This is a genomic window from Paraburkholderia sp. JPY465, from assembly GCF_050436725.1.
GTDB lineage: Bacteria > Pseudomonadota > Gammaproteobacteria > Burkholderiales > Burkholderiaceae > Paraburkholderia > Paraburkholderia youngii.
Genome location: NZ_JBNDMT010000003.1, coordinates 15254 through 27517, shown reverse-complemented (window position 1 = coordinate 27517; position 12264 = coordinate 15254). Strand labels below are relative to the sequence as shown.

The 12264-nt window shown below is 63.6% G+C and carries 10 protein-coding genes; 1 reads left to right on the top strand and 9 read right to left on the bottom strand.

What is annotated here, in order from left to right:
* Positions 1-13: 13 nt before the first annotated feature.
* The 8 genes from mraY to coq7 all read right to left on the bottom strand — a co-directional run bounded on the left by mraY (position 14) and on the right by coq7 (position 8865).
* On the bottom strand, positions 14-1183 hold the full coding sequence (gene mraY, locus QFZ94_RS14635) for a phospho-N-acetylmuramoyl-pentapeptide-transferase (RefSeq protein WP_176104980.1): 1170 nt from the start codon (positions 1181-1183) through the stop codon (positions 14-16).
* Positions 1184-1198: 15 nt separating this feature from the next.
* Positions 1199-2611 carry a UDP-N-acetylmuramoyl-tripeptide--D-alanyl-D-alanine ligase gene (locus QFZ94_RS14630; RefSeq protein WP_429457835.1) on the bottom strand — a complete coding sequence of 471 codons (1413 nt, stop codon included), beginning with the start codon at positions 2609-2611 and terminating at the stop codon, positions 1199-1201.
* Positions 2608-4170 (bottom strand): UDP-N-acetylmuramoyl-L-alanyl-D-glutamate--2,6-diaminopimelate ligase, encoded by a 1563-nt coding sequence (locus QFZ94_RS14625; RefSeq protein WP_429457833.1) that lies wholly within the window; start codon positions 4168-4170, stop codon positions 2608-2610. The genes QFZ94_RS14630 and QFZ94_RS14625 overlap by 4 nt, the downstream gene beginning before the upstream one ends.
* Positions 4167-6032 (bottom strand): peptidoglycan D,D-transpeptidase FtsI family protein, encoded by a 1866-nt coding sequence (locus QFZ94_RS14620; RefSeq protein WP_368624204.1) that lies wholly within the window; start codon positions 6030-6032, stop codon positions 4167-4169. The genes QFZ94_RS14625 and QFZ94_RS14620 overlap by 4 nt, the downstream gene beginning before the upstream one ends.
* Positions 6029-6379, bottom strand: a complete 351-nt coding sequence (gene ftsL, locus QFZ94_RS14615) for a cell division protein FtsL (RefSeq protein ID WP_368586825.1) — start codon at positions 6377-6379, stop codon at positions 6029-6031. The genes QFZ94_RS14620 and ftsL overlap by 4 nt, the downstream gene beginning before the upstream one ends.
* Positions 6376-7317, bottom strand: a complete 942-nt coding sequence (gene rsmH, locus QFZ94_RS14610) for a 16S rRNA (cytosine(1402)-N(4))-methyltransferase RsmH (protein WP_429457830.1) — start codon at positions 7315-7317, stop codon at positions 6376-6378. Before rsmH ends, ftsL begins: the two co-directional genes overlap by 4 nt.
* 26 nt (positions 7318-7343) lie before the next feature.
* Positions 7344-7772, bottom strand: a complete 429-nt coding sequence (gene mraZ / locus QFZ94_RS14605) for a division/cell wall cluster transcriptional repressor MraZ (protein ID WP_013090620.1) — start codon at positions 7770-7772, stop codon at positions 7344-7346.
* A gap of 454 nt (positions 7773-8226) precedes the next feature.
* On the bottom strand, positions 8227-8865 hold the full coding sequence (gene coq7 / locus QFZ94_RS14600) for a 2-polyprenyl-3-methyl-6-methoxy-1,4-benzoquinone monooxygenase (RefSeq protein ID WP_429457828.1): 639 nt from the start codon (positions 8863-8865) through the stop codon (positions 8227-8229).
* A gap of 304 nt (positions 8866-9169) precedes the next feature.
* Here coq7 and QFZ94_RS14595 point away from each other — a divergent pair, with 304 nt between their 5' ends.
* A complete protein-coding gene (locus QFZ94_RS14595) occupies positions 9170-10366 on the top strand; it encodes a porin (protein WP_429457826.1) in 1197 nt (398 codons plus the stop codon).
* Between the two features lie 127 nt (positions 10367-10493).
* On the opposite strand, the gene QFZ94_RS14590 is transcribed toward QFZ94_RS14595, so the two are convergent.
* Positions 10494-12167 (bottom strand): long-chain fatty acid--CoA ligase, encoded by a 1674-nt coding sequence (locus tag QFZ94_RS14590; protein WP_429457824.1) that lies wholly within the window; start codon positions 12165-12167, stop codon positions 10494-10496.
* Positions 12168-12264 lie beyond the last annotated feature (97 nt).

The following is a 12264-nucleotide window of genomic DNA, read 5'->3' as shown; positions in this document are numbered from 1 at the left end:
TAAATACTGCTGCTTAACGCAATTTGAGAGTGGACAAACCGAATAGGCACAACATCAACGTGATGATCCAGAACCGCACGACCACCTGTGTTTCCTTCCAGCCCGACAATTCGAAATGGTGATGCAGCGGCGCCATCTTGAAGAAGCGCCGCCCTTCGCCGTAACGGCGCTTCGTATACTTGAACCACGTGACCTGCAGCATCACCGACAGCGTCTCCGCAACGAAAATGCCGCCCATGATGAACAGCACGATTTCCTGACGCACGATCACCGCGACCGTGCCGAGCGCGCCGCCGAGTGCGAGCGCGCCGACGTCGCCCATGAACATCTGCGCCGGGTGCGTGTTGAACCACAGGAACGCAAGTCCCGCGCCGCCCATCGCCGAACAGAAGATCAGCAGTTCGCCCGCGCCGGGAATGTGCGGAAACAGCAGGTACTTCGAGTAGACCGAGCTGCCCATCACGTATGCGAATACGCCGAGCGACCCGCCGACCAGCACGACCGGCATGATCACGAGTCCGTCGAGGCCGTCGGTTAGATTCACCGCGTTGCTCGCGCCGACGATCACCAGATACGTCAACACGATGAAGCCCCACACGCCGAGCGGATAAGTGATCGACTTGAAGAACGGCAGCAACAGGTCGGCGCGCGCCGGCAGGCCCATCGACAGGCCACTGCGCACCCACGCCATGAACAGGTCGAACACGCGCACGTTGCTCGCCTCGGACACGCTGAACGCGAGATACACCGCCGCGAACAGGCCGATCACCGATTGCCAGAAATACTTCTCGCGCGATGACATGCCGCGCGGGTCCTTGTAGACGACTTTGCGGTAATCGTCGACCCAGCCGATCACGCCGAAGCCGAACGTGACGAGCATCACGATCCAGATGAAGCGGTTGGTCAGATCGGCCCACAGCAGCGTGGCCACGCCGATGCCGAGCAGGATCAGCACGCCGCCCATCGTCGGCGTGCCCGATTTGACGAGATGAGTTTGCGGGCCGTCCTTGCGAACGGCCTGGCCGACCTTCATTGCGGTCAGCTTGCGAATGACCGCCGGGCCGCAGACGAGCCCGATCAGCAACGCGGTGATGGTCGCCATCACCGCGCGAAACGTCAGATAACTGAACACGCGCAAGAAGCTTGCGTCATTCTGCAGCCATTGCGCCAGCGCCAGTAGCATGCCTGGATCCTTCTTTTAATGTGCGGCGGGCGTCGAGCCCGCGGCATTGGGTTGTGGACTCGTAACGGCGTCCACCACGCGCTCCATTTGCATGAAACGCGAGCCTTTCACGAGAAGCGTTGCGGCAGCGCCGAAGCCGGCCTGCTGCAATTGCGCGACCAGCGCGCCGACATCGGCGACGTGGTGCGCGCCCTCGCCGTACGCGGTGCAGGCGTCGCGCGAGGCGTCGCCCATCGCATACAGCGCGTCGATACCGCGCTCTTTCGCATACGCGCCGATTTCGCGGTGAAACGCCGGGCCGTTGTCGCCGACTTCGCCCATGTCGCCCATCACGAGCACACGCGGCGATTCACGCGACGCGAGCACGTCGATCGCGGCGCGCATCGAATCGGGATTCGCGTTGTAGGTGTCGTCGATCACGGTTGCGCCCGCGAGCGAGCCGAGCGCGGCCTGCTTGACCTGCAGACGGCCCTTCACCGCGCCGAACGATTCGAGTCCGCGCTGGATCGCGTCGAGCGACACACCCGCGGCCAACGCGGCCGAGGTCGCCGCGAGCGCGTTGTGCGCGTTGTGATCGCCAAGCACCTGCAGCGTCACGTCGAGATGGCCTTGCGGCGTGTCGATGCTCAAACGCTTGCCGTCGAACGTGCCCTGCACCGCGGCTTCGGTGGTGCGCTCCGCGCTGTTCAACGCGAAATCGATGATGCGGCTGCCGGTAGCGGCGACGCGCCAGATGCTCGCGTACGCGTCGTCGGCGGGGAACACTGCGGTGCCTTCCGGTGACAGCGCGTGAATCACGCTCGCGTGTTCGAGCGCGACCGCTTCGACGGTCGCCATGAATTCCTGGTGCTCGCGCTGCGCGTTGTTGACGACCGCGACCGTCGGCTCGGCGAGCTTCGCGAGCTGTTCAGTTTCGCCCGGATGGTTCATGCCGAGCTCGACCACCGCGAGCCGATGCGCGGCATGCAGACGGAACAGCGTGAGCGGCAGGCCGATGTCGTTGTTGAAATTGCCGGCGGTGGCCAGACGCGCGTCCGCGCCGACCGCGGCCGCGAAGATCGACGCGATCATTTCCTTGACCGTGGTCTTGCCGTTGCTGCCGGTGACCGCGACGAGCGGCAGGTCGAACTGACGACGCCAGCCGCGCGCGAGCGCGCCGAGCGCTGCGCGCGTATCGGCGACGCGAATCGCTGGCACGCTCCAGTTCTCCGGCGTGCGCGCGACCAGCACGGCCGCGACGTTGCGCTCGGCGACTTGCGGCAGGAAGTCGTGCGCGTCGAATCGATCGCCCTTGATCGCGATGAACAGATCGCCGGGACCGGTGCTGCGGCTGTCGGTCGACACGCGTTCGAAGCGCACGCTGTCGTCGCCGCTGACGCTCGCGCCGGGAATCTGCGCGGCGGCTGCTCGTAGCGAGAACATCGTCATTCGCCACCTCCGCGAGTTTGTGTGGCCCGCGCGGCGAGCGCGAGGCGGGCGTGGTCCTGATCGGAAAAAGCGCGTTTCTTGCCCATGATTTCCTGTGTCGCTTCGTGCCCCTTGCCGGCCAGCACGATCACGTCTTCACGCGCGGCACCGCGGATCGCCTGCAGGATCGCGCTCGCGCGGTCTTCGACGCGGCGCGCCTGCGACGCATCCTGCATGCCCGCGGTAATTTGCTCGATGATCGCGAGCGGGTCTTCGCTGCGCGGGTTGTCGCTCGTCACGACGACGTGGTCCGCCAGCCGCTCGGCGATCGCGCCCATCAACGGACGCTTGGTCGCATCGCGGTCGCCGCCGCAGCCGAACATGCAGACGAGTTCGCCGCCGCGCGCGGTCGCGATCGGGCGCAGTGCCTCGAGCGTTTTTTCGAGCGCGTCGGGTGTGTGTGCGTAATCGATCACGACGAGCGGCTCGTCGTTTTGCAGTCGGCCGCCCAAACGCTGCATGCGGCCGTTCACCGGTTCCAGCTTTGCGAGTTCGGCGAGCGCCGCGCCGAACGGCACGTCCGCGGCGAGCAGCACGCCGAGCACAGCAAGCAGATTGCTGACGTTGAAGAGGCCGAGCGTTTGCACTTCGACGTCGGCGTTGCCCCAGTCCGAGGTGCTCAGATGAAACGCGGTGCCGGTCGCGGTCGCACGCACGTTCGATGCGGTCAGCCACGCGTCCGCTTGTGGCGCATTCGTGGCGCCGGCGTCGCCATGCTCGCCCTCGATGCCATAAGCGATGGTGCGAGCGTGACCACGCGTGCTCGCGAGCAAACGCCGGCCGGCGGCATCGTCGCGATTGATCACGGCCGCGCGCAGCTCGGGCCATGCGAACAGGCGCGCCTTGGCGGCTTCATAGGCCTCGAACGTGCCGTGATAGTCGAGATGGTCCTGCGTCAGATTCGTGAACACCGCGATGTCGAAAGCGGTGCCGTTCACGCGCCCCTGATGCAGCGCATGCGACGACACTTCCATCGCCACCGCCTGCGCGCCCGCGTCACGCAATTGCGCGAGGCTGCGCTGCAATTGCGGTGCGTCGGGCGTCGTGAAGCCGGTGTGCACGAGCTGACCAACGAGGCCCGTGCCGAGCGTGCCGACGATCGCACAGCGCGTGCCGCGCGCGGACAGCGCCGCGGCGACCCACTGGCTGCAAGACGTCTTGCCGTTCGTGCCGGTGATGCCGACCGCGAGCATCGCGTCGCTCGGATCGCGATACCACGCGCTCGCGATCGTGCCGGCGAGTTCGTTCAAAGCCGGTACCGCATGCGCGACGGACGCGTCGAGCTTGCCGGTGAAGCCTTCGGGTTGCACGAGCACGGCGGCCGCGCCGCGCTCGATCGCCGCGTCGATGAACGCGCGGTTGTCCGCGCCATCGACCGCGTACGCGAAGAATGCGTCGCCGGCCGCGAGCGAGCGCGTGTCGGCGTGCAGATGCGCGCCTGGCTGCACGTGCGCGCGCAGCCAGGCGAGGGCGTCGGCGATCTGCCGGTGCGCTGGATGTTGCTCGCGCAGCGCGCTCATCGCTCGACTCCTGGATGGGTTTTCTGGTTGGCGGAAATGGTCACCTTCTTCACGCCCGGGTTCGTCGGCAGCTTCTTCGCCCCGGACGGCGCCGACGGCGCGCCGGGCGCGGGCGGCGCCGAATCGTCGGACACCACCATCTGCTTGACCGGCATGTCGGGCGGCACGTTCAGCGCCCGCAGCGTATCGCCGACGATGCCCGAGAACACCGGGCCCGACACCTGGCCGCCGAAGTGGCTACCCGCCGTCGGCTCGTCGACCGACACTGCAACGACGATGCGTGGATTCGGCATCGGCGCCATCCCGACGAACGACGCGCGATATTTGGAGTGGTCGTAGCCGTGCGGTCCGTGCTTGTACGCGGTACCGCTCTTGCCGCCGACGCGATAGCCGGGCACCGCCGCATCCGGCGACGTGCCTTGTGCCGACACGACGGTTTCGAGCATCGCGCGCACTTCACGCGCGGTGGTCGGCGAAAAGATCTGCGGACCGGTGGCCGGCTGGTCGCCCGGCGCGTGGAAGATCGTCACCGGCATGATCTGGCCGTCGTGCGCGATCGCGGTGTACGCGCGGCCGAGCTGGAACAGCGACACCGACAGGCCGTAGCCGTACGACATCGTCGCCTGCTCGATGCGGCGCCAGCTCTTCCACGGACGCAGGCGGCCCGCCGCCGCGCCCGGAAAACCGACCTTCGGCGCCTGGCCGAGACCGATGCTGGTATACATATTCCACATTTCTTCGGGCCGTAGCTGCATCGCGATCTTCGTCGCGCCGATGTTGCTCGACTTCTGGATCACGCCGCCGACCGTCAGCACGCCGAAGCCGCTGTCGTCGGTGATCGGCGCGCCGTCGAGTACGAAGTGACCGTTGCCCGTATCTACCAGTGTAGTCGGCGTCACCCGGTGCAGATCGAGCGCGAGCGACACCGTGAACGGCTTCATGATCGAGCCCGGCTCGAACGTGTCGGTCAGGATGCGGTTGCGCAGCTGCTCGCCGGTCAGGTGCGAGCGGTCGTTCGGGTTGTAGGTCGGGTAGTTGACGAGCGCGAGCACTTCGCCGGTGCGCACGTCGATCACCATCGCCGCGCCGGCCTTCGCCTTGAATTTTTCGACGGCCGCTTTCAGGTTCGTATAGGCGATGTACTGGATCTTGCTGTCGATCGACAGGTCGACGTCCTTGCCATTGTGCGGCACGACCTGCTCGTCGACGTCCTCGATGATGTGACCAATCCGGTCCTTGATCACGCGACGGCTGCCCGAGGTGCCCGCGAGCAGCTTCTGGTCGCCGAGCTCGACGCCTTCCTGGCCCTCGTCCTCGACGTTGGTGAAGCCGATCAGGTGAGCGGTGATCTCGCCTTCCGGATAGAAGCGCTTGTACTCGGCGCGCGAGTAAATGCCGGGGATGTCGAGCGCCGCGACTTTGTCGGCGACGTCCACCGGCACCTGGCGCTTCACGTAGACGAAGGTCTTGTCTTCCGACAGCTTCGAGCGCAGTTCCTTCGTCGTCATGCCGAGCAATTTGCCGAGCGCGTCGAGCTTGTCGGCGCCGAGGTCGTCCGGCACCGATTCGGGAATCGCCCAGATTGCGCGCACCGGCAGACTCGTGGCGAGCACGAGACCGTTGCGGTCGAGAATCTTGCCGCGCGTGGCGGGCATGTCGATGCGGCGCTGATAGCGGATTTCGCCCTGCTTCAGATAGAACGCGTTCCCCGGCCCCTGAATCCAGAACGCGCGCCCGGCGAGCGCGACGAACGCCATGAACAGCAGGAACACGACGAGCTTCGAGCGCCACATCGGCAGGCGCACCGACAGAATCGGGTTGGCCGAGAACGCAACGCTCTTGTGCGCCGACGATTTTTTCATCGCGTGGCTCCGCGACGGGCTGCAACCGGCGCCGAGGCCGGCGCGGAAGTCGGAATGGGGGCGTCGAGCGCCGTTGCGGCACCCGGGGCGAGCGTCAGGTACTGCGTGCGGCCCGTGGTGGCCGATTGCATCTTCAGCGAGGCGGTGGCGAGTTGCTCGATGCGCGACGTTTTGGACAGCGCGCTCTGCTGATATTGAAGCTGCGAATAGTCCTGCTGCAGCTGACGCTCCTGCGACTGCGCGCGCTGCAGCTGGATAAAGATCTGACGCTGCTGATTGGTCGCGTTGACGACCGACAAGGCGCAGCCCATCACGATGATCAGCAGGAAGATATTGAGGCGGTTCATGGCGCGATCCGCTCCGCCACGCGCATCACGGCAGAACGGGCGCGCGGATTGTCGGCGACTTCAGCGTCGCTCGCAAAGACGCGGCCGATGATCTTGAGCGGAGGGCTCGGCAGGTCGACCGCGCGGATCGGCAGGCGGCGGTCGACCGCCGGCGTACTTGCGTGCGCCTGCATGAATCGCTTGACGATACGGTCCTCGAGCGAATGAAAGCTGATGACCACCAGCCGCCCCCCTTGCTCCAACAACGACAACGCTGCTTCTAGAACGACTTGCAGCTCCGCAAGCTCTTGATTGACGTGAATCCGTATAGCCTGAAAGGTGCGGGTTGCCGGGTCCTTGCCCTTCTCACGGGTTTTGACGACGTTAGCCACGATTTGGGCAAGCTCGCCCGTGCTGACGAGAGGCCCAAGACGGTCGGACTCTGCCCGGCGAGCAACAAGCGCCTTTGCAATCTGAAAAGCAAACCGTTCTTCCCCATAATCTCGTATCACCTCCGTCAGTTCCTGCACCGTAGCCCGCGCGAGCCAGTCAGCCGCGGATTCGCCGCGCGTCGGGTCCATCCGCATGTCGAGCGGGCCGTCGGCGCGGAAGCTGAAGCCCCGCTCCGGATCGTCGACTTGCGGCGACGACACGCCCAGATCCAGCAACACCCCCGACACACGCCCTACCCCGCGCTCCGCCATCGCGGCGCGCAGTGAAGCAAAACTCTCGTGGACGATGGCAAAGCGCGGGTCGGCGATCTTCTGCGCCGTCGCGATCGCGAGCGGATCTTTATCGAACGCGATCAACCGCCCCGCTTCACCAAGCCGCTCAAGTACGAGGCGGCTATGGCCGCCACGGCCGAACGTGCCGTCCACATACGTGCCGTCGGCGCGCGTGACCAGCGCATCGACCGCTTCGTTCAACAGCACCGTGCGATGCTGCAATTCGTTTCTCATCGCGAAGCCATATAAATAAGCCGCGATCAGAACGTGAAGTCTTTCAACGCGTCGGGCATGCCCTCGGCGATCGCCGCCTGTTCCTTCGCGGCGTAGATCTGTGCATCCCACAGCTCGAAATGACGGCCCATGCCGAGCAGCGTCACTTCCTTCTCCAGCGAGCCAGCCGCGCGCAACTCCGGCGACACGAGCACACGGCCTGCGCCGTCCATATCCACATCCATTGCATTGCCGAGAAAAATGCGTTTCCACCAGGCTGCGTTCATGGGCAGCTTGTCGACCTTGTCACGGAAGATTTCCCATTCGGGGCGCGGAAAGAGCAACAGGCAGCCGTCCGGGTGCTTGGTGATCGTCACCCGGCCCTCTGCCTGTGTTTGCAGCGCATCCCGATAACGAGAGGGGATCGACATCCGCCCTTTCGCATCGAGCGTCAGCGCCGACGCCCCTTGGAACACTTCGCTCTCCCCTATTGCGGTGCTGTTTGCGCCGCCCGCCCGGTCCGTGAAAATCTACCTGAAAGTGATGCCGAGAACACACAAAAATACACTTTCTCACACTGTCTCCCACTTTAGAGGAACGCTACACACGGGTCAAGGGAGCGGCCCGCTTTTCGGGCGGATTTTGTTTGTTAGAACAAGGACTTAGCGCGACTCCTTCACGTCCCGTATAAAACGGAAAACCATTATAAATGAATGGGCTAGTGCAACTTGTGAAGGTGATACGTGAACAGTGCGGGGAAACAGCGCGGATTGAAAGAGATCGTTAAGGGATTCTGAAAGGAAAAGGACGACGCTGCGGGGACGAATGACGAACGGCGCGCGCGGCGCCGTGCCACTTGCGATTAATGCGTTCAGCGATGCTCGATGCGATACGTGCGGTGCGGCGGTCGACGAAGCAAAGCCGAAACGCTCATATGTAGTAGGCGGTGCGCGTCATCACCTTCGACATCGCGCGCATCAACGCACGCGCCGGAAACGGCAACTCGATGCCACCCGCGTCCATCGCGGCCTTGCCGTGCTGCACTTCATCGGCGCGCATCTGCTCGACGATCGCGCGCGACTCGTGGTCCGCGGCGGGCAGCTGATCGAGATGACTGTCGAGATGCTGCTCGACCTGGCGCTCCGTTTCGGCCATGAAGCCGAGGCTCACGCGATCGCCTAGACGTCCCGCGGCGAGCCCGATCGCAAGTGCGCCGGTGTACCACAGCGGATTGAGCAGACTCGGACGCGAGTCGAGCGCCTCGAGGCGTTTGGCGGTCCACGCCAGATGATCCTCTTCTTCCGATGCGGCGTGATCGAACATCGCGCGCAATGAAGGCGAGTCGGTAGCGAGTTTCTGCGCCTGGTAAAGCGCCTGCGCGCACACTTCGCCGACGTGGTTCACCCGCATCAAACCAGCTGCATGCGCGCGCTCCGCGGGCGAGAGTTCGGGCGCCTCGGCCGTCGCCGCGGAAACCTTCGGAAGCGGCAGCGGGCGGCTCATCCGCGAGACCCCCGTCAGTGAGCGTAAACCCCGATCAAACTCGCCAATCAACTCGTCCAGCAACATAAAGCGCTCCCTGATTCGACAACCGCCGCATCGTTCCGGAAGGTCCGTGGGACAAGGCCTTGCGACGCGAAAGCCGCGATCCGACAGGCCTCAATTCGCATGAAATGGGCGGTTAATTTCGGATTCTAGACCATGTTGCGTAAACGAAACAGCGGCCGTCCGGAGCGCCTCCTTTTTCTTTGTCCCATGTATGCCTTTTGTTACATTACGTGGCAACTTCTCGCGAAGTTGGACAAGCAAGGCCTTAGCACCAACTAAATATTTCGCCTTGAACAAAAGATTCGTAATCCTTGGAGATCATTCGATGAAAAAGTCGCTTCTCGCTCTCGCAGCACTGGGCGCATTCGCAGGCGTCGCTCATGCGCAGAGCAGCGTGACCCTGTACGGCATCGTTGACGTTGGTATCAACATGAATACCAATGCTGGTGGCTTTCACAAGTACGACATGTCTAGCGGCGTCCTGCAAGGCTCGCGTTTCGGCCTGCGTGGCACGGAAGATCTGGGCGGCGGTCTGAAGGCGCTGTTCGTTCTGGAAAACGGCTTTGACGTGACCAACGGCAAGCTCGGGCAAGGCGGCCTGATGTTCGGTCGTCAGGCATACGTCGGTCTGTCGAGCACCTTCGGCACGGTCACGCTGGGTCGTCAGTACGACTCCGTCGTCGACTACGTGGGTCCGTTCGAATCGGGCGATCAGTGGGGCGGTTACATCGCCGCTCACCCGGGCGATATCGACAACTTCAACAACGCATATCGCACCAACAACACGATCAAGTACACGAGCGCGAACTACAACGGCCTGACGTTCGGCGGCACGTATAGCTTCGGCGGCGTCGCTGGTGACTTCACGCACAACCAGATCTGGTCGTTGGGTGCTGGCTATAACAATGGCCCGCTGGCATTGGGCGTTGGTTACCTGAACGCACGTACGCCTGCAGCATCGGGTGGTCTGTTCAACAACGGCGGCACGATCGCAACGAACACACCGGCCGTGGGTACTACTCCGGCTAACTTCGCAGTCACGAGCCCGATTTACGCTGGCTTCGCATCGGCTAACACGTATCAGGTCGTCGGCGCAGGCGGTGCGTACACGTTCGGCGCGGCAACCATCGGCCTGACGTATTCGAACATCCAGTTCGGCAACCTGGGCAAGACCTTCACGTCGCCGTTCACTGGTCAGAAGGCTACGTTCAACAACGGCGAAATCAACTTCAAGTACCAGTTGACCCCGGCACTGCTGGTCGGCGCAGCGTATGACTACACGCGCGGCGAACAGATCGAAGGCCACTCGCGTGCTCAGTACCATCAGGGCGCACTGGGCGTGGATTACTTCCTGTCCAAGCGTACCGACGTGTACCTGGTCGGCGTGTATCAGCACGCTCTGGGCGACACGGTCAACGCACCGGGCCAGGTGGTCGCAGCAACGGCAGGCATCAACGGCCTGACCGGTTCGTCGACCAACAACCAGTTCACGGCTCGTGTTGGTATTCGCCACAAGTTCTAATAAGTCGTAAAAAAGCAGTTTGCCTCAAAGGCGCCTTCGGGCGCCTTTTTTTATGCGCGGGTTTTGTAGGCGCAACGAAAAAGCCCGGCGCACTTTCGTGCGCCGGGCTTTTCTGTTCTTCGCTCGCTTAAGCCCTGCCGTCGCGCAACTCGCGGCGCAGGATCTTGCCGACGTTGCTCTTCGGCAGCTCGGTGCGGAATTCGACGACCTTGGGCCGCTTGTAGCCGGTCAGTTGCGTTTTGCAGTACGCGAAGATCTGTTCGTCGGTCAGCGACGGGTCCTTCTTCACGACGAACAGCTTCACGGCCTCACCCGAATGCTGATCGGGCACGCCGACCGCCGCGACTTCGAACACGCCCGGCAGCTTTGCGACGACGTCCTCGACTTCATTCGGATATACGTTGAAGCCGGACACCAGAATCATGTCCTTCTTGCGATCGACGATCTTCACGAAGCCGTCCGCGCTCATGATGCCGACGTCACCGGATTTAAAGAAGCCGTCGGCCGTCATCACCTTGGCGGTTTCGTCGGGACGGTTCCAGTAGCCCGCCATCAGCTGCGGGCCGCGGATGCAGATCTCGCCTGCCTGGCCGGGCGCCAATTCGTTGCCTGAGTCGTCGCGAATCGAGATCTCGGTCGACGGCAGCGGCAGGCCGATCGTGCCGCTGTATTCAGTGACGGTGACGGGGTTGCAGGTCACGCACGGCGACGTTTCCGACAGCCCATAGCCTTCGACGATCGGCGTGCGCGTCCGCTCGAACCAGCGCTTCGCGACCGCCTCCTGCACCGCCATGCCGCCGGCGTTCGCGGTCAGCAGCTTCGAGAAGTCGAGCTTGTGGAAATCGGGGCTGTTCAACATCGCGTTGTACAGCGTGTTGACGGCGGGAATCGTCGTGATCGCATAACCCTCGAGCGACTTGATCATGCCAGGGATATCGCGCGGATTCGGGATCAGCACGCCGAGACCGCCGGTGCGGATCGTCAGCAGCCCGCACACGGTCAGCGCGAACACGTGATACAGCGGCAGAGCAACGACCGTAATGAACTGGTCGATATCGGTGCGGTTCGCGCGCACCGGATTGAGCCAGACCTCCGACTGCAGCACGTTCGCGATCAGGTTCCGGTGCAGCAGCGTCGCGCCCTTGGCCACGCCGGTGGTGCCGCCGGTGTATTGCAGAAACGCGATATCGTCAGGCCCCTGCTGGACCGGCTTGAACGTCAGGCGCGCGCCCTCCGAGACCGCGTCGTTGAACTTAACGTGTCCGGGCAGGCTCCACGCCGGCACCATCTTCTTGACCTTGCGCACCACGAAGTTCACGAGCGGGCCTTTGATCCCCATCAGGTCGCCCATCGCCGCGACGACCACATGCTTGACCGGCGTATTGCGCACGATTGCCTGCAAGGTCCCCGCGAAATTTTCGAGCAGGATGATCGCCTCAGCGCCGCTGTCCTTCAGTTGGTGTTCGAGTTCGCGCGGCGTGTACAGCGGATTCACATTCACGACCACATAGCCCGCGCGCAGAATCGCGGCGATTGCGACCGGATATTGCAGCACGTTCGGCATCATGATCGCGACACGCGCGCCGCGCGCGAGCCCTTTCGACTGCAGCCACGCCGCAAGATGGCGCGAGAGCTGGTCGAGTTCACCGTAGCTGATCTGCTTGCTCATGCACACGAACGCCGGCTTCGCGCGGTGTTCGCGAAAGGCTTCCTCGAGCAACTCGGCCACCGACGAATAGCGTGTCGGGTCGATCTCTGCGGGAACGCCGGGCGGATAAGACTTCAGCCAGATTTTCTCCATGCAGCGTCTCCTGAATTATTTTCGAATGATCGTGCTAAAAACGCATCGTAGCATGGGCATATTGCCGCCAATGGTCAAAGCGATGGGGTTAGACGGC

Coding starts and splice junctions, on each gene's coding strand:
- mraY (WP_176104980.1), bottom strand. CDS start 1,183: ATGCTACTGGCGCTGGCGCAATGGCTGCAGAATGACGCAAGCTTCTTG.
- QFZ94_RS14630 (WP_429457835.1), bottom strand. CDS start 2,611: ATGACGATGTTCTCGCTACGAGCAGCCGCCGCGCAGATTCCCGGCGCG.
- QFZ94_RS14625 (WP_429457833.1), bottom strand. CDS start 4,170: ATGAGCGCGCTGCGCGAGCAACATCCAGCGCACCGGCAGATCGCCGAC.
- QFZ94_RS14620 (WP_368624204.1), bottom strand. CDS start 6,032: ATGAAAAAATCGTCGGCGCACAAGAGCGTTGCGTTCTCGGCCAACCCG.
- ftsL (WP_368586825.1), bottom strand. CDS start 6,379: ATGAACCGCCTCAATATCTTCCTGCTGATCATCGTGATGGGCTGCGCC.
- rsmH (WP_429457830.1), bottom strand. CDS start 7,317: ATGAGAAACGAATTGCAGCATCGCACGGTGCTGTTGAACGAAGCGGTC.
- coq7 (WP_429457828.1), bottom strand. CDS start 8,865: ATGTTGCTGGACGAGTTGATTGGCGAGTTTGATCGGGGTTTACGCTCA.
- QFZ94_RS14595 (WP_429457826.1), top strand. CDS start 9,170: ATGAAAAAGTCGCTTCTCGCTCTCGCAGCACTGGGCGCATTCGCAGGC.
- QFZ94_RS14590 (WP_429457824.1), bottom strand. CDS start 12,167: ATGGAGAAAATCTGGCTGAAGTCTTATCCGCCCGGCGTTCCCGCAGAG.